We start from the raw sequence: 16,904 nt of genomic DNA, 5'->3' as shown, positions 1-16,904 counted from the left end.
ACCGAGATGTCTGAAAATCCCATGTCCAGTGTCACGATCAACGATTTTTACAACCAATTGGCATCGAGGGTAAGTGAGTACAATGCCAAATTGCTTTTGCAGCGTGCAGTTTTTCAGTCTGGACTTGATAACGACCACGATTGTTGTCTTAATATGGACGAAGCAAAGGCCATGTGCTTAGAACTTATCAAAAAGGGTGGACCGGCTTTTCAGGTTGGAAAAGACATGTATTCTCGCCTTCAGTAGCCTCCAAAATCCTAAATGAATGAGGACGGAACAACAGAACTATTAAAGGATTCTAAGGAGCTTAAACGGAGGAGAAGGGAAGTCATTGCCCTTTTCCCTCTAGGGCTTCTCTTTTTATTCTTAACTTGGATAGAGGTCCAGCTTTTTGGATACAGTCAAACTCTGCCATTTATTCATTCGATATTTTTCTTTGGCTTAGTCAATTTTAATATCGTCATTCTTTTGCTTCTTTTGTTCCTCATATTCAGAAATATCGTCAAAGTTTTTGCTGAACGACGGAGCGATGGCGATGGCGGTTCTTTAAAGGGTAAATTGATTGCAGCATTTGTTGGATTTAGTTCGATCCCAACCATGCTGATGTTTTTGATTTCAGTATTTTATATCAATAGCAGCTTCGATAAGTGGTTTAATGAAAAGATTTCGAGTGTGTTAAAAAGCGCTCTTGAAGTGACGAATGCTTACGTTTTAACGGCTAAAAGAAAGAACTATCATTTCGCTAATGAAATTGTCGCCGATCTCGATCAGGTATCTGATGACAAAATACCGGCTCGGCTGAAAAAGCTGCGTCGGCTCTATCAGCTTGATGCCGTAGAATATTACCCTCAATTGTTTTCTGAAAGAACTCTAGAAGTAGCGAAAGGTGAGCTTATTCCGCAAATTCCAAGAGCATCCCTTGAATTTTTGCAAAAGGGAATTAGCCAGAGACATGAAGGCAGTACAATTCATCAGTTTGCCGAGGGGAATTTAGTTCGGGTCATAGTCCCGATGCGAGCAGGTCGCGGAGCGCTGGTTGTATCGAGCTATATTCCAATGTCTCTTCTATCTCGGATGGACGATATTATGGTTGCCTACGAGGATTTTCGAGATCTGAATCCCATTGAATACCCTATAAAATCAATTTATCTCATCGTCTTGATACTCATGACTTTGGTGATTCTCTTGGCGGCGACTTGGTTTGGGTTTTATTTGGCCCGCCAGCTTTCGGTCCCGCTGGAAGAATTAGGGGATGCGACACGGAGATTGGCCAAGGGCGATTATCGCCTGGTAGAGGTCGCATCGGGTTCAGCCGAGATGAACCATCTGATCACAAGTTTTAACTCGATGACTCGACAGATCGAAGCATCGGAAAAGGAGGTTCTTCAGACGAATCGGACGCTGCAGGAAGCGCTGGAGCGTATTGATGAGCATTCTAAATATATTGAGGTCGTTCTTTCAAATGCAAGCACGGGGGTTGTTTCGGTTGATGAGAGCGGTATCGTGACCATGGTCAACAGACACGCGGAGCGACTTTTGGAGGTTGATTCTGCAAAAATAGTGGGCAGAAAGGCAAAGGATATTCTCAGCGTCGAGTACTATGGGATTTTTGATGAGCTGCTTCGTACAATGAAGAAGCACAAGGCCGCAAGCATACAGAAGGAAGTGCGAATAAATGTGAAAGAAAGATCCATTCCCTTGCAGGTGACTCTATCGATTTTATATGACGATAATCAGCGTGAACTGGGCAAGGTATTGGTTTTTGATGATTTGACTCCGGTTTTAAGTGCCCAAAGATCAGCCGCATGGACTGAAGTCGCCAGGAGGATTGCTCATGAGATCAAGAATCCATTGACGCCAATTAAACTGGCCGCGCAGAGGCTCAACAAGAAGTTTGCCCATGAAATTGCAGATCCCGCCTTTTCAGAATCCATTCATATGATTATTGAGCAAGTGGATGGGATTAAGAATTTAGTGAACGAATTCAGCAGTTTTGCGAGAATGCCAAAGTCACAGCCGGTAGCTGGAGACCTCAATCGAGTTATTCAAGATTCTCTGATCCTTTTTAAGACAGGAGATAGGGGAGATATCCTTCACTTTTTCCCAGACTTAAAATTGCCAAAATTTCGTTTTGATCCCGACCAATTGAAGCGGGTTATTACCAATCTGGTAGATAATGCTCTCTCAGCAACTGAACGTCTCACTCATCCGAGGGTGGAGGTGACGACAGAGTTCGATTCTGTGTTGAGATTAGTGAGAATCTCTGTGGTCGACAATGGTGAGGGAATCAATCGTCAGGTGCGTGATCGTATTTTTGAACCTTATGTCACCACAAAAGGTCAAGGAACTGGATTGGGATTGGCTATCGTTAAACGAACCATTGAAGATCACAACGGATTTATTCGTGCTCTACCAAATCCCCCGAGAGGAACAAGAATAGTCATCGAATTGCCGGTGGAGGACTTGGAAATGCCTCATCCGATGATAAAGCTAGTTCTTAATAAAGAGGTTAAGCAAATATGAAAAAGGCATCCCACAGGATTTTGATTATTGATGACGAAAATGCGATTTGTACGGTGTTATCCGCCTCCTTGAGGGATGAGGGGTATCAGGTTGAAACGGCAAAGGACGGATTGAGTGGAATTCAAGCTATTGGCGAATTCAAACCGGCTGTGGTTTTGCTCGATATTTGGATGCCGGGTGAGTTGGATGGTCTTGAGGTTTTGAAGCGAGCTCGAGATCAATTTCCAGGCTCTCAATATATAATTATGTCAGGTCATGGAACGATCGAAACAGCTGTTCGGGCTACCAAGCTCGGAGCATGGGATTTTGTGGAGAAACCACTGTCTATCGATAAAATTCTGATTATCATCAAAAATATTTTGTCTTATGAGACAGAGAAGAGCGAAAAAGGACTCCTCTTGAATCGGTTGCGCAAGAATATCGCAATCATTGGCGAGAGCAAGGGGATAGTCATTCTTAAGGACATGATTGCAAGAGTGGCCCCATCTGATTCGTGGATATTGATAGGAGGGGAGAATGGCACTGGTAAGGAGCTGGTAGCCCAGAATATTCATTATTTGAGCAAACGTGCTGGAAGGCCGCTTGTTGAAGTGAATTGCGCCGCTATTCCGAAGGATTTGGTTGAAAGTGAACTTTTCGGATACGAAAAAGGAGCTTTCACGGGGGCTGAAGTAACGAGAAAGGGAAAATTCGATCTGGCAAATGGGGGGACCCTATTTCTTGATGAGATTGCAGATATGAATCTAGATGCCCAAGCTAAAATTTTAAGGATTCTTCAGGAGAGGAAATTTCATCGCGTTGGTGGAAATGAGACCATCGAGGCAGATGTTCGTGTTGTTGCTGCCACCAATAAAAATTTGGAAGAAGAAATTCGAGAGGGTCGATTTCGAGAAGACCTCTATTATCGACTTAATGTGATTCCGTTTATGGTACCCCCCTTACGTGAAAGGAGGGAGGATATTCCTGGCCTTATTCTGCATTTTGGAGATCAAATTGCCGCCCAAGGAGGTCATCGACGGAAGATTTTCTCTGAGAGGACACTAGAGAAAATGCAAGCTTACGCCTGGCCTGGCAACGTCAGGGAACTGAGAAATTTTATCGAACGAATCTATATTTTGACTCCTGGCGATTTTGTCGAAGTTCATGATCTTCGTTTTGCAGGCATGATTGAGCGAGCAGAAAATCTGGATGGTTCAGAAGTCAATACCTTCCGCGAAGCACGGGCCCGTTTTGAGAAGGAATTTCTCCTTAAGCGGATCAGTGAGAACAAGGGAAATATCAGTAAGACGGCCGAGGTAATTGGGCTGGAACGAAGTTATTTGCACCGAAAAATTAAATCCTATGGGATTGACATTTGAGTCATGAAATAAAATTGATTAGCGTGGGGTGAACAGAGATGAAGTGGTCGAAATGTTTTATATTTACTAGCAAAGAAACACCAGCAGATGCTGAGATTCCAAGCCACAAATTGATGCTTAGGGGTGGATTCATTAAAAAATTGGCGCCCGGGATTTTCACTTATGGTCCCATGGCATTGAAGTCTATTCGAAAGTTTGAACAAATTGTGAGAGAAGAACACAGCAGATGCGGAGCTGTTGAACTGCTAATGCCGATGGTTCACCCGCGGGAACTGTGGGAAGAGACAAAGCGTTGGACGGAAATGGGCGAGGGATTGCTAAAATTCAATAATCGCAATGGTCACGATTTTTGTTTGGGGGGCAACGCACGAAGAGGCGATCACGGATTATGTTCGAAAGGATGTAAAGAGTTATCGTGATCTACCCGTGACACTCTTTCAAATTCAAACCAAGTTTCGCGACGAAATTCGTCCACGATTTGGGCTTCTTCGTGGACGTGAATTTATTATGAAGGATGCCTACAGCTTCGATTTAACCGAAGGTCATGCGAAGAAAAGCTATGAAGTCATGTATGGAGTTTATCAGGCAATCTTTTCTCGGTTGGGTGTCAATTTTCGGATAGTGGAGGCTGATACGGGCAATATTGGAGGCAGTCTTTCTCACGAGTTTCAGATTTTAGCAGATAGCGGAGAAGACCAGTTGTTGGTTGCGAGTGAAGGTGATTTTGCTGCTAACATCGAAATTTGCCCAGCCGCAGATAGAGCTGAGTCTCAACCAAGCGTCGAGCCGCCTCGTCCGAAGGAGATCTTCGAAACTCCAGGTGTGAGAAGCATATCGGATCTGTCCATGCTAACTAAAGTTCCGGAAAATCAGCTGGTCAAGACTTTATTTTTCTCGGTGAACGACGGTCTTTCAGCGGAGATGATGCCAATTGCCGTTCTGTTGCGCGGGATTGATGAGGCCAATCCGATAAAGATAAAGAATTTGCTTGGACTGAGTAATCCTCCACCTCTATTAAATGATGAAGAGGTGAGACTTGTATCTGGTGCTCGGCCCGGATCTTGCGGTCCCGTCGGGCTGAAAATCCCAATTTACATGGATAAAGGTGTAGAGAAATTGCGGAATTACATCGTAGGGGCGAATCAAGAAGAGAGACATCTTCGTTGCGTCAATCATGGACGTGATTTCGAGGTCACTCAAGTGGGTGATTTGCGAATGGCAAAAGAGGGTGATCTCGCGCCTCAGGGTCAAGGAACTTTGAAGTCTTGTCGGGGTATTGAAGTGGGCCATATTTTTTATCTGGGTACGAAGTATTCAAAGGCAATGGGTGCCAGTTATTTGAACACAGAGGGCAAGTTAGCTCCAATTGAAATGGGCTGTTATGGAATTGGTATTTCTCGAACAGTTCAGGCCGTTATAGAGCAAAAGCACGATAAGGATGGAATTATTTGGCCCGTTTCGATCGCTCCCTATCATGTTCACATTTGTCAGCTAGACATCGGAGATCCCCTCGTCGTTGAAGTAGCAGATAAGATTTATTTGGAACTTCTCAGCGCTGGAGTAGATGTTTTCTTTGATGACAGGGATGAACGCCCAGGAGTTAAGTTCAAGGATGCCGATCTTTTGGGTATGCCTTTGCGTCTGACGATTGGCGCGCGCGGTCTCCAGTCGGGAGAGATAGAAGTCGTCGATAGAAGCACAAAGTTGGTCACTAAAAAGCCTCTGGGCGAAGTGTGTCTCTATGTGCAAAACTGGTTGAGAGAAAAAGGTTGGCGCTCATGTTCCGTAAATTGAACTCACCCATTTTTGTCGCTCTTGATGTCGACGACGATAAAGAGGCTTTGCATCTTGCTCAGAATGTTGAACCTTACGTCGGTGGGTTTAAAATTGGACCGCGCCTTTGTTTTCGCTATGGGGCCTCGTTTATTTCTGAGCTTGCAAAGTACGGTCATGTCTTTGTTGATAACAAGTATTTTGATATTCCCAATACGATGATTCATGCCGTTCGAGCTGCTTTTGACGGGGGAGCTACTTTGTTTCGATTCATGCACAAGCGGGTAGGGTGGCCTTGACCGAGCTCGCAAAATTGGAGAAGGAACTCAACAGACAGAGGCCGTTTCGCTTATTAGCGGTAACCGTTTTGACTAGTTTTAATCAGGAGGATTTGCCTCCAAATGCGCAAGCGCAGCCCATTGCTCAACAGGTGGAGTCTTTAGCAAAGCTTTCTGTGGACTGTGGTCTGGCGGGGCTTGTCTGTTCTTCGCATGAAGTGTCACTGATGAAATCAAAATTTCCGGGCGCGTTTGTGTTTACTCCAGGAATTCGCTTTCAAGATGGCAAGACGGATGATCAAAAGAGAATTATGGGACCAAGAGAAGCCATGCAGGCAGGAGCAACAGCCTTGGTGGTGGGTCGACCGATTGTGGATGCTAAGGATCCGAGAGCAGCTGCCAAGCAATTTTATGAGGCAGTGATTACAGAATGAAGAATCGGAGATTTTGTGAAGAGACCGAAAAATAAATCTCGAACCAAAGGTTTTGAATCTCGTCGCTCTAAGAGCTTTCAAAGGGCGAAACCGGTTGAATTGGGCAGGCCCTCTTCTCAGGGACCGAAATCTCGATCGAACGGAAGCAGCGAAAGCATTTTAAGGCGGCCTGGCCGATGGGTTATCGGGATCCACTCCGTCAAGGAAGTCTTAAAGGTAAGACCCGAGGGGGTCGAGGGAGCTTTGGATCAAGGCAGAGAGTGTTCAAGAGCGTGCTATCGCAGAAATCATTGAATTGGGAAAGGCCCATGGCCTGGCTCTCCATACCCCTCCGCTCAAGTCTTTTGGGCTATTTGGCGCCGGACATCAAGGCGTTGCTTGCCGTGTTTTGACGGGGCCTGAGTTGGATTGGGACTCCCTTTCGGAGAAATCCCGATCTCTTATTGTGGTGCTTGATGAACTTGAAGATCCCCAAAATCTTGGCGCGATTCTCCGAACGGCATGGCTGATGGGAGCTGAATGCGTATTGACTTCCCAAAACAGAGCATCCGACTTGACTCCTGTAGTCACAAAAATTGCTTCTGGGGGAGCAGAGCATGTTCCCGTGCTGGTTCAGGCCAGTCTTCAAAGAGCACTAACTATCTTGAAGGAAAAGGGATTTTGGATATATGGCCTAGATGAAAAGGCCTCCACAGATCTATGGGAAACCTCCTTTTCTGAAAAGGTAGCTCTTGTCATTGGATCAGAGGGACGAGGGATAAGGTCTTCATTGAGAGGCGAATGTGACCAATTTGTCAGCATTAGTCAGGTCAACAAGGGGCACAGTTATAACGCAAGCGTTGCTGCATCCTTGGCGATGGGAGAAATATGCAGACAGCAAAAAAGCTCCAAAATATTAAGTAAATAACCTTTGACGGGGGTCCGTTTTTTCAAGTAGATATGGCGCTTATGTGTCATAAATATCTCTTATTCTTGCAATTTTAGTGCTAGATAGTTATTTGTGCTGCAAGGAAGCTGGGTTAGCTCAATTGGTAGAGCAGCTGATTTGTAATCAGCAGGTTGCGGGTTCGAGTCCCATACTCAGCTCCAATTTTTTGGGAGTTCATGTTACTTTGATAATGTTTTGGGAGAGGTGCCCGAGTGGCTAAAGGGGACGGACTGTAAATCCGTTGGCTTACGTCTACGTAGGTTCGAATCCTACCCTCTCCACCAGCTTCGGTTGCAAGTTCGGATTTGAACGGGTGATCGGCGAGCGGGAGTAGCTCAATTGGCTAGAGTATCAGCCTTCCAAGCTGAGGGTTGCGGGTTCGAGACCCGTCTCCCGCTCCAACTTTTCGCCCATGTGGCTCAGGGGTAGAGCACACCCTTGGTAAGGGTGAGGTCGTGAGTTCGAGTCTCACCATGGGCTCCACTGTGTGATGGTGAGAGACGGGCTTGAATTGAAGGGCGTTGAGAGAGCAGATGAGACAGAGGACAAAAAAGAAACAGCAAGATGTGAGAGTATTTTTAAAATTAAACATAAAGACAGATGCCTTAAAGATAAGAAGTTTGTATTTTTTGGAGATAACTTGAGTTTTTCATGCAAAAATTCTGGAACCAGGAGGAGATCTTAAAATGTCCAAAGAAAAATTTGAGCGGAATAAGCCGCACGTAAATATCGGTACCATCGGTCACGTCGACCACGGTAAAACGACTCTGACAGCAGCGATTACCAAAGTGATGTCAGAAGCATACGGAAAAGGTTCGGCCATTGCGTTCGATCAGATCGACAAGGCTCCAGAGGAGAGAGAGCGTGGTATTACCATCTCTACTTCACACGTGGAGTATGAGAGCGCCAAACGCCACTATGCCCACGTCGATTGCCCCGGCCACGCTGACTATGTTAAAAACATGATCACGGGAGCTGCGCAGATGGACGGGGCCATTTTAGTGGTTTCTGCTGCTGACGGTCCGATGCCTCAAACCCGCGAGCATATTCTTCTTGCTCGTCAGGTGGGAGTTCCCGCTATCGTGGTCTTCATGAATAAAGTTGACATGGTTGACGATGCTGAGCTTTTGGAGCTCGTTGAGCTCGAAATTCGGGAGCTTCTCGCAAAGTATGAATTCCCTGGAGATGATATCCCAATTGTAAAAGGCTCCGCCTTAAAAGCCCTTGAGGGTGATAAAAGCGAAATTGGGGCTCCTTCGGTCATCAAACTTCTCGAGGAGGTTGATCGCTATATTCCAGAGCCTCAGCGATTGACAGAGAAGCCATTTTTGATGCCCATCGAAGATGTGTTTTCTATTTCTGGTCGAGGAACAGTGGTCACTGGTCGAATTGAGCGCGGAATTGCAAAAGTGGGAGACGAGGTCGAGATTATTGGCCTTCGCCCTACCTCTAAGACGACCATTACTGGAATCGAAATGTTTCGTAAGATTCTAGATGAGGGACGTGCTGGTGATAATGCGGGTCTTCTCCTTCGCGGTACGAAGAAGGAAGATGTGGAGCGAGGCCAAGTTCTTGCTATTCCAGGCACGATCACTCCGCACAAAAAATTTAAGTGTGAAGCCTATATTTTGACGAAGGAAGAGGGAGGTCGGCACACTCCATTCTTTAACGGCTACCGTCCTCAGTTCTACTTCAGAACGACTGACGTGACTGGAGTTGTTACTCTTAAAGCTGGAACCGAAATGGTGATGCCAGGCGACCGAGTTGAAATGAACGTTGAATTGATTGGCCCTATCGCGATGGAGAAGGAACTTCGTTTTGCGATTCGCGAAGGTGGCCGAACTGTTGGTGCAGGTGTGGTGACTGAAGTCGTTGAGTAGTTTTTTAATAAATTGAAGTGTGCATTTAGGGACCTTTTGAAGAGGGTCCCTAAATGTTTTCGGAGGGTAGTAGCTCTAATTGGTAGAGCGGCGGACTCCAAATCCGTAGGTTGTAGGTTCGAATCCTACCTACCCTGCCAAATGATGAGAGCATGGCGGTGGAATGTGGAAAAGCAAAATAAAAAGGTACTATCTGTCTCCTTTATTGTGATGGCATTTGTTGTCGCCCTCGTCGTTGACGTGGTGATGGAATCACTGGCTGCATCATTTGGGGCGGTGGCACGAATAAGGTCTATAGACCTCGTGTCTCATGGTTTGCCCATCGGGGTCGGACTTTTGACTTTTCTTTTTTTGCAGTTCAATAAGAAAGTATTGTTGTGGGGCGACGAGGTGGTCGTTGAGATCCGCAAGGTTGTGTGGCCCTCACGGCGGGACACGACAGCGATGACAATTGTAACCTGCGTTATGTTGGTGATTTCGGGCATCCTTTTGGGCGTGTTTGATTTTGTTGCAGGAAACTTGATCAAAATGATTCTTAACTGATGGGGAACTAGAAGTGGATAAGAAGTGGTACATAGTCAATACCCATACCGGGTGCGAAGCAACTGCCAAGGCCTCAATTGAAAAGCGAATTAAGGATTTGGCGATGGCAGAACTCTTTGGTGAGATACTTATCCCATCGGAAAATGTTGTTGAATTGGTTAAGGGAAAGAAGGCGACTCGTTCGCGCAAATTTTTTCCTGGGTATATCTTTGTGAATATGAGCCTGAATGATGAAACTTGGCATTTGGTAAAGGGGTCAGCAAAGGTCACTGGGTTTGTCGGAGGTAGTTCAAAGAGCCTTCGTCCTCCCGAAGTTCCAGAGGCTGAAGTGCTTCGGATCGCTCGTCAAATTGAGACAGGCGTTGAAAAAGCAAAGCCGAGAGTTTCCTTTGATCCCGGTGAGTCTGTGACAGTTATCGATGGTCCTTTTAGTAATTTTAACGGGACGATCGAAGAAGTGAATGAGGAGAAAGGCAAGGTCAAAGTGCTGGTCAGTATTTTTGGTCGCCCAACTCCGGTTGAATTGGATTACATTCAGGTTGAGAAGGCCTGATAGAATTAGATGAGAGTATTTTATTAACAATCCTCAAATGCAGGAGCGGGAAGATGGCAAAAAAAGTTACAGGCCAAATTAAGTTGCAGATTCCGGCAGGGAAAGCCAATCCGGCTCCTCCCGTTGGACCGGCGCTCGGACAGCACGGGGTTAACATCATGGAGTTCTGTAAGCAGTTTAATGCGAAAACACAGAAATCCGGTGATACAGTTATCCCTGTCATTATTACGGTATACCAGGACCGGTCTTTTAGTTTTATCACTAAAACCCCCCCCGTTTCCGTTCTTTTGAAAAAGGCAGCCAAGTTGACGAGCGGATCAAAGATGCCACAAAAGGAAAAGGTTGGGAATGTAACCATGGCTCAGATTAAAGAAATCGCTGAGATAAAAATACCAGACTTGAACTGCATGACAGTTGATTCTGCGATGTCTCAAATTATTGGAACGGCGAAGAGCATGGGCTTAGAAGTTAAATAGGCGGAGGTGAGTGATGTCCAAAAGAGGAAAAATTTATAACGAATCTAGGAAAAAGGTTGATCCCGCTTTTCGCTACACAATGGCAGAGGCGTTTAAGCTGGTTGTCGATACAGCCAAGGCAAAATTTGATGAATCCATTGATGTTGCTGTTAGGTTGGGGGTTGATCCCAAACAGTCAGATCAACAAGTTCGGGGAGCGGTATCTTTGCCTCATGGCCTTGGAAAAACTGTTCGAGTGGTCGTTTTTGCCAAAGGCGCTAAAGAGCAAGAGGCCAAGGATGCAGGTGCTGACTTTGTGGGAGCAGAGGACTTGGTTGAGAAGATTCAAGGGGGGTGGCTTGAGTTTGATAAATGCTTGGCGACTCCCGACATGATGGCTACGGTTTCCAAGGTTGCCAAGGTTCTGGGGCCAAGAGGTTTGATGCCAAATCCAAAGGTAGGAACGGTAACTATGGCAGTTGGTGCCGCAGTGACTGCTGAGAAAAAGGGAAAGTTGGCATTTAGAGTCGATAAGGCTGGCATTGTTCACGCATCCATTGGCAGGAAGGCTATGGGAGTTGATAATTTGCGAGAAAATTACGTGGCCTTTATGCAGACTTTATTGAAGTCTAAGCCCGCTTCCAGCAAGGGTAATTATTTGCGTGGAATTACTGTTTCATCTACGATGGGACCGGGTGTTCGCATGGATGTGCCTGAGACGCAGGCATTGGTGTAGATTTATTTTGAGTTGAGTTGAAATGAGTTGAGTTGAGAAATTTATTATAAACCGTTCGCAGTCAGAGACAGTGGGAGCTACGGCTTAATTGGGATATCCCTTTCCTGCCTAGACAAGCGAGTGAAGGTCAATGGAGCATGATGTGCTGGGCCTCTCTTTGTTAACTGATGTGCGGCCTAAACAAATGGAAGGGAGAATAGAACCGTATGATGACCAAAGCCGAAAAGGCGCAGGAAATCTCTCAAATATCTGAGCGGTTCACCAGAGCCAAAGCTGCGTTCCTAATCGATTTCAAGGGAATGTCCGTTGAAAAGGTTACGGATTTGCGCAAGCAGCTGTACCCCGTCAAGTCTGAGATGAGGGTGGTTCGTAACACGTTGGCACGTAGAGCCCTAATGGATCACCCACAATCGCAGTCTGCATTAAAAGACGAGTTTGTAGGTACCAACGCCATTGTTTTTGCTTACGAGGACGCATCGGCTTCGGCCAAATTGCTTGCTGAGTTTGCAAAAAAGGTGGAGGAGCTTCAGGTCAAGTCGGGTGTTATGGATGGCAAAGCTCTAGACGAGGCCAAAATTAAGTATTTGGCCACCTTGCCATCAAAAGACCAGTTACGTGCACAATTGTTGGGTACGTTACAGGCTCCGATGGCAAAGTTCGTCAGAACTTTGGAAGCTGTGCCTGGTGGATTTGCGCGTGTGTTGAGCGCCTATAACGATAAACGAAGTGAGTAGAGTTAATTTTTTTTATTTCATGAATTGAATGAATTTTTTTGGAGGATAGAATGGCACTGAATAAAGAAGAAGTAGTCGATTTCTTGTCGAATATGCCAGTGATTGAATTGGCTGAGATGATTAAAACTTTAGAGGACAAGTGGGGCGTAAGCGCTGCAGCTCCTGCAGCTATTGCGGTAGCGGCCGGTCCTGGAGCGGCAGCTGCTGAAGAAAAAACGGAATTTGACGTGATTCTTGCAAATGCTGGCGCCAATAAAATCAATGTGATTAAGGAAGTGCGCGCTCTGACAGGTCTTGGTTTGAAAGAAGCAAAAGACCTAGTTGAAGGAGCTCCTAAGGCTGTCAAGGAGGGCATTTCTAAAGATGAAGCCAATAAAATCAAAGAGGCACTAGTCAAAGCTGGTGCCACGGTTGAAGTGAAGTAGCTAAGTTTTACATGAGACAGTGACAGAGTTCAGCTGAACTCTGTCACGATGAAGGTGTAGATCCAGGGGCAGAGAGATCGTTTAGTTTTGGTCGAGAAGAAAGAAGGAGAATGAATGGGCAACACGCCAATAACAGCATCTAACGTGCGGATGAGACGTAGTTATGCTAGGACCCAGGGCCTGATTGATATTCCCAATCTAATTGAACTTCAAAAGAAATCCTATGAGGAATTTTTACAGAAGGATGTCGATCCTGATCGACGCGACATGGCAGGACTTAATGGAGTATTTAAGTCTGTATTTCCCATTTCAGATTTTAACAACACGGCCAGCTTAGAGTTTGTATCCTATACTCTAGAGCCCCCAAAGTACGACGTAGATGAGTGTCGTCAGCGGGGAATGACCTATGCGGCGCCGATAAAGGTGACACTGAGGCTTATTGTTTTTGATGTGGATGAAGAGACGGAGGCGCGCAGTATTCGTGATGTGAAGGAACAAGAGGTTTATTTGGGCGAAATTCCCCTGATGACCGCTAACGGTTCATTTATTATCAACGGTACGGAGCGAGTTGTTGTAAGTCAGCTTCATCGTTCGCCCGGTGTCTTTTTCGACCATGATGGCGGAAAGAATAGTGCAAATGCAAAATTTATCTATTCAGCCCGTGTTATCCCCTATCGTGGGTCTTGGCTCGATTTTGAATTTGACCAAAAAGATCTCATCTACGTTCGCATTGATCGTCGTCGTAAATTTCCTGTGACAGTATTGCTAAAGGCTTTGGGTTACACAACGGAAAATCTACTCGAGATGTTCTACGATTTGGTGGATGTTCGCAGAGCCAAAGACGGCAAGTACTACAGGGGCCTGGACATCGAGAAGATGGCTGGGCAAAGGGCTCTGTCCGATATCATTGATCCAAAATCGGGTGAGGTTTTGGTCAAGGCAGGGCGCCGGATTATTCGTGCGGCAGTGAAAAAAGTTCAGCAGATGAAGATCACTGAGATTGAAATTTCTCGCGAGGATCTAGAGGCTAAGGTTATTGCCAAACCCATTATCGATGAGTCAACTGGTGAGATTATTGCTGATGCGAACAATGAAATGTCAGTGGACATCCTCGATCGGGCTCATGAGGCCGGCATAGCCAACTTTAAGATGATCTTTTTTGATGGTCTTGCTGTTGGTCCATTTTTGCGCAACACCCTTTTGATCGATAAGGTTGTCACTCGCGAAGAATCACTACTTGAAATCTATAAACGCTTGCGTCCGGGAGAACCTCCGACTGGGGAAGCCTCGGAAAACCTATTTAGAAGGCTGTTTTTTGATCCTGAGACCTACGATCTTAGCGAAGTGGGGCGGTTGAAAATTAATCATCGATTTAGTATTCCTTTTGAAGAGTGTCCGGTAGACCATCGCACACTCACGAAGAAGGACATTCTCAGCGTTGTTCAGACTTTAGTTGAATTAAAAAATGGTCAGGGTCGAATCGATGATATTGATCACCTTGGTAATCGTCGAGTGCGGTCAGTTGGAGAGCTTCTCGAAAATCAATATCGCATAGGCTTAGTTCGGATGGAAAGAGCAATCCGTGAGCGCATGAGTTTGCAGGATGTAGAGTCGATGATGCCTCATGACCTCGTCAATGCCAAACCTGTGAATGCGGTTGTGAAGGAGTTTTTTGGTTCCAGTCAACTGTCTCAGTTTATGGATCAAACAAATCCACTTTCTGAAATCACTCACAAACGTCGACTATCGGCACTGGGACCGGGCGGTCTGACTCGAGACCGAGCTGGATTTGAGGTTCGTGACGTTCATCCGACCCATTATGGGCGAATCTGTCCGATTGAAACTCCAGAGGGACCCAATATTGGATTGATTGCCTCACTGGCGACCTATGCTAGAATCAATAACTACGGATTTATCGAGACGCCCTATCGGAAAGTTGAAAATGGAGAGGTTTCAAAAGATATTTCGTATATGTCGGCTCTCGAGGAACAAGGTCATTTTGTTGCTCAGGCTGGAGCTTTTACCGGACCGCAGACTGTATTCGGCGAGAATTATACAGTGCGAGTTAATGGTGAGTACGAACTCGTAGAAAAAGACAAAGTGAGTTTGATGGACGTTTCTCCAAGCCAGCTAGTTTCTATTGCGGCTTCTCTTATTCCATTTCTCGAACATGATGATGCCAATCGTGCGCTCATGGGTTCCAACATGCAGAGGCAGGCCGTGCCGCTCTTGAGGGCGCGAGCTCCTCTTGTTGGTACAGGGGTCGAGCACTACGTGGCACGGGACTCCGGAACAAGTGTCGTGTGCACGAATGATGGTATTGTTGAGGGTGTTGATGCTGGTCGTATTGTGGTTCGCCGTTTTGCTAAAGGCGGAGAACTCGGTGCAAACGTTGATATTTATAATTTGACCAAGTATCAAAGAACCAATCAAAATACTTGTTTCAATCAGAAGCCAATTGTGAATTCTGGCGACCGGGTAAAGCGTGGGGATGTCATAGCTGATGGGCCTTCTACTGAGTTGGGTGAATTGGCGCTTGGGCAGAACATCGTTGTCGCGTTTACTCCCTGGATGGGCTACAACTTTGAAGATTCTATTTTGATATCGGAAAAGCTTCTAAAGGAAGATACTTATACCTCAATTCACATCGAAGAATTCGAGTGCGTGGCTCGAGACACAAAGCTCGGCAAGGAAGAAATCACGCGGGATATAGCCAATGTTGGCGACGAAGCGCTGAAAGACCTTGATACGAGCGGAATTATTCGAATTGGGGCCGAAGTGGGGCCCGGCGATATTCTGGTTGGGAAAGTAACTCCGAAGGGCGAAACTCAGCTTTCCCCAGAAGAGAAACTTCTTCGCGCGATTTTCGGAGAGAAAGCAGGAGATGTTCGCGACACCTCTTTGCGTGTTCCTTCAGGGGTGTTTGGAACGGTCATTGATGCGCAGGTTTACAGCCGCGAGGGCGCAGACCGAGACGAGCGTCTTCAGTTAATTATCGAGGACAAGCGAAAGAAATTGGAAAAGGATTTTGATGTCGAGCAGAACGTGATTCGTTTGAACGCTCTCGATAAGTTAAAGAGTCTTTTGGTAGGGAAGAAGACGACGGGAGTTCTGCTCAACGAAGATGGGTCCGTCAAACTTCTTTCCAAGGGACAAGAGATCACAAATGAGGATCTGGAGACGATTCCATTCGAGTTGTTAGCGTATATTCCCCTAGAGACCGAGATTGAATATCAGTGCACCCGGACGGTGGATTCAGCTCGTAATCAACTTGAGGCTATTAAGATGGTCTTTAACGAGAAGATCGATCGTCTCAAAAAGGGTGATGAGCTGCCTCCCGGTGTGATCAAGATGGTTAAGGTTTATATTGCCATTAAACGAAAACTTCAGGTCGGCGATAAGTTCGCAGGTCGTCACGGGAATAAGGGTGTTGTATCGAAGGTTTTGCCTGAAGAAGACATGCCGTTCTTGGCGGATGGAACTCCAGTGGACATGGTTCTTAATCCCCTCGGAGTACCTTCAAGGATGAATATTGGGCAGATCCTTGAAGTGCATTTAGGATGGGCGGCGCATTCTCTCGGGACTCAAATCGGAGAGGCGATCGAGCAATACAACCAAAGCGCCGAAAAGGCTCGTACGGCTCTAAAGAAAATCTATGAGTTACCTGAGATTACCCGCAAAATAGATGAGGCGGATGAGGCTTCGTTGAGAAAAATGACGAAGAGGCTGACTCGTGGAGTGCACGTGGCTACCCCCGTTTTTGATGGCGCAAAGGAAAAGGATGTTAAGGACTTTTTGGAGAAGGCCAATCTGCCGCTCAACGGTCAAACAGTTTTGTTTGATGGAAGATCTGGAGAGCCTTTTCAGACTCCAGTCACCGTGGGTGTCATGTATATGCTGAAACTTCACCATCTTGTTGAAGAGAAGATTCACGCTCGATCTATTGGACCCTACTCTTTGGTGTCACAACAGCCTTTGGGAGGAAAAGCTCAGTTCGGAGGTCAGCGACTTGGAGAGATGGAAGTGTGGGCAATTGAAGCTTACGGGGCGGCCTACTCACTTCAAGAATTTCTAACAGTGAAGTCAGATGACGTTGCTGGCCGTACACGAATGTACGAAAGTATCGTGAAAGGCGAGAACGTTTTGGAACCTGGCCTACCTGAATCTTTCAATGTATTGGTGAAAGAGTTGCAGAGTTTAGCGCTCAATGTTGAGCTCATTGAATCCGACATATTGACTGAAAAACCCCACAATACTGTTGAGCAGTAAGGAAAGGGATTGAAC

14 protein-coding genes, 5 tRNA genes and 1 pseudogene are annotated in these 16,904 nt (G+C 46.1%); all 20 read left to right on the top strand.

Annotation, left to right across the window (positions count from 1 at the left end):
• Positions 1-6 precede the first annotated feature (6 nt).
• On the top strand, positions 7-246 hold the full coding sequence (locus IPJ71_07920) for a hypothetical protein (GenBank protein ID MBK7843605.1): 240 nt from the start codon (positions 7-9) through the stop codon (positions 244-246).
• 15 nt (positions 247-261) lie between these two features.
• A complete protein-coding gene (locus IPJ71_07915) occupies positions 262-2,523 on the top strand; it encodes a PAS domain-containing protein (protein ID MBK7843604.1) in 2,262 nt (753 codons plus the stop codon).
• Entirely contained in the window at positions 2,520-3,881 is a 1,362-nt protein-coding gene (locus tag IPJ71_07910) for a sigma-54-dependent Fis family transcriptional regulator (protein MBK7843603.1), read from the top strand. Before IPJ71_07915 ends, IPJ71_07910 begins: the two co-directional genes overlap by 4 nt.
• 38 nt (positions 3,882-3,919) lie before the next feature.
• The gene (locus tag IPJ71_07905) at positions 3,920-4,300 is read left to right on the top strand and encodes a hypothetical protein (GenBank protein MBK7843602.1); all 381 of its coding nucleotides are present in this window, start codon (positions 3,920-3,922) and stop codon (positions 4,298-4,300) included.
• Complete coding sequence (locus IPJ71_07900; protein MBK7843601.1) at positions 4,218-5,675, top strand: proline--tRNA ligase; 1,458 nt, start codon at positions 4,218-4,220, stop codon at positions 5,673-5,675. The genes IPJ71_07905 and IPJ71_07900 overlap by 83 nt, the downstream gene beginning before the upstream one ends.
• Positions 5,660-6,366, top strand: a pseudogene (gene pyrF / locus IPJ71_07895) (orotidine-5'-phosphate decarboxylase). Before IPJ71_07900 ends, pyrF begins: the two are co-directional and overlap by 16 nt.
• A 247-nt stretch (positions 6,367-6,613) precedes the next feature.
• The gene (locus IPJ71_07890; protein ID MBK7843600.1) at positions 6,614-7,273 is read left to right on the top strand and encodes an RNA methyltransferase; all 660 of its coding nucleotides are present in this window, start codon (positions 6,614-6,616) and stop codon (positions 7,271-7,273) included.
• 106 nt (positions 7,274-7,379) lie between these two features.
• Positions 7,380-7,455, top strand: a tRNA-Thr gene (locus IPJ71_07885).
• A gap of 37 nt (positions 7,456-7,492) precedes the next feature.
• Positions 7,493-7,578 (top strand) — tRNA-Tyr (locus tag IPJ71_07880).
• A 40-nt stretch (positions 7,579-7,618) separates the two neighbouring features.
• Positions 7,619-7,695: transfer RNA gene (locus IPJ71_07875), tRNA-Gly, on the top strand.
• A gap of 7 nt (positions 7,696-7,702) precedes the next feature.
• Positions 7,703-7,777, top strand: a tRNA-Thr gene (locus IPJ71_07870).
• Between the two features lie 203 nt (positions 7,778-7,980).
• Entirely contained in the window at positions 7,981-9,174 is a 1,194-nt protein-coding gene (tuf, locus tag IPJ71_07865; GenBank protein ID MBK7843599.1) for an elongation factor Tu, read from the top strand.
• Between the two features lie 63 nt (positions 9,175-9,237).
• Positions 9,238-9,314, top strand: a tRNA-Trp gene (locus IPJ71_07860).
• Positions 9,315-9,339: 25 nt separating this feature from the next.
• Positions 9,340-9,717, top strand: coding sequence for a preprotein translocase subunit SecE (secE, locus tag IPJ71_07855; protein MBK7843598.1), 378 nt, complete (start codon positions 9,340-9,342; stop codon positions 9,715-9,717).
• 13 nt (positions 9,718-9,730) lie between these two features.
• Positions 9,731-10,270 (top strand): transcription termination/antitermination protein NusG, encoded by a 540-nt coding sequence (gene nusG / locus IPJ71_07850; protein ID MBK7843597.1) that lies wholly within the window; start codon positions 9,731-9,733, stop codon positions 10,268-10,270.
• Positions 10,271-10,323: 53 nt separating this feature from the next.
• The gene (gene rplK, locus IPJ71_07845) at positions 10,324-10,746 is read left to right on the top strand and encodes a 50S ribosomal protein L11 (protein ID MBK7843596.1); all 423 of its coding nucleotides are present in this window, start codon (positions 10,324-10,326) and stop codon (positions 10,744-10,746) included.
• Between the two features lie 13 nt (positions 10,747-10,759).
• Positions 10,760-11,461, top strand: a complete 702-nt coding sequence (locus IPJ71_07840; GenBank protein MBK7843595.1) for a 50S ribosomal protein L1 — start codon at positions 10,760-10,762, stop codon at positions 11,459-11,461.
• A gap of 206 nt (positions 11,462-11,667) precedes the next feature.
• The gene (locus IPJ71_07835) at positions 11,668-12,195 is read left to right on the top strand and encodes a 50S ribosomal protein L10 (GenBank protein MBK7843594.1); all 528 of its coding nucleotides are present in this window, start codon (positions 11,668-11,670) and stop codon (positions 12,193-12,195) included.
• A 50-nt stretch (positions 12,196-12,245) separates the two neighbouring features.
• Positions 12,246-12,620, top strand: a complete 375-nt coding sequence (gene rplL / locus IPJ71_07830) for a 50S ribosomal protein L7/L12 (protein MBK7843593.1) — start codon at positions 12,246-12,248, stop codon at positions 12,618-12,620.
• A 114-nt stretch (positions 12,621-12,734) separates the two neighbouring features.
• A complete protein-coding gene (gene rpoB, locus IPJ71_07825) occupies positions 12,735-16,889 on the top strand; it encodes a DNA-directed RNA polymerase subunit beta (GenBank protein MBK7843592.1) in 4,155 nt (1,384 codons plus the stop codon).
• Positions 16,890-16,904: the final 15 nt, after the last annotated feature.

It is taken from the genome of Bdellovibrionales bacterium (genome assembly GCA_016714165.1).
Lineage (GTDB): Bacteria > Bdellovibrionota > Bdellovibrionia > Bdellovibrionales > UBA1609 > JADJVA01.
The sequence above is the reverse complement of the archived record's forward strand: the minus strand, read 5'-3'. Positions and strand labels throughout refer to the sequence as shown.

What these genes read in the sequence shown, in the direction of transcription:
- IPJ71_07920 (MBK7843605.1), top strand. Translation starts at nt 7, where the DNA reads ATGTCTGAAAATCCCATGTCCAGTGTCACGATCAACGATTTTTACAAC.
- IPJ71_07915 (MBK7843604.1), top strand. Translation starts at nt 262, where the DNA reads ATGAATGAGGACGGAACAACAGAACTATTAAAGGATTCTAAGGAGCTT.
- IPJ71_07910 (MBK7843603.1), top strand. Translation starts at nt 2,520, where the DNA reads ATGAAAAAGGCATCCCACAGGATTTTGATTATTGATGACGAAAATGCG.
- IPJ71_07905 (MBK7843602.1), top strand. Translation starts at nt 3,920, where the DNA reads ATGAAGTGGTCGAAATGTTTTATATTTACTAGCAAAGAAACACCAGCA.
- IPJ71_07900 (MBK7843601.1), top strand. Translation starts at nt 4,218, where the DNA reads ATGGTCACGATTTTTGTTTGGGGGGCAACGCACGAAGAGGCGATCACG.
- tuf (MBK7843599.1), top strand. Translation starts at nt 7,981, where the DNA reads ATGTCCAAAGAAAAATTTGAGCGGAATAAGCCGCACGTAAATATCGGT.
- rplK (MBK7843596.1), top strand. Translation starts at nt 10,324, where the DNA reads ATGGCAAAAAAAGTTACAGGCCAAATTAAGTTGCAGATTCCGGCAGGG.
- IPJ71_07840 (MBK7843595.1), top strand. Translation starts at nt 10,760, where the DNA reads ATGTCCAAAAGAGGAAAAATTTATAACGAATCTAGGAAAAAGGTTGAT.
- IPJ71_07835 (MBK7843594.1), top strand. Translation starts at nt 11,668, where the DNA reads ATGATGACCAAAGCCGAAAAGGCGCAGGAAATCTCTCAAATATCTGAG.
- rplL (MBK7843593.1), top strand. Translation starts at nt 12,246, where the DNA reads ATGGCACTGAATAAAGAAGAAGTAGTCGATTTCTTGTCGAATATGCCA.
- rpoB (MBK7843592.1), top strand. Translation starts at nt 12,735, where the DNA reads ATGGGCAACACGCCAATAACAGCATCTAACGTGCGGATGAGACGTAGT.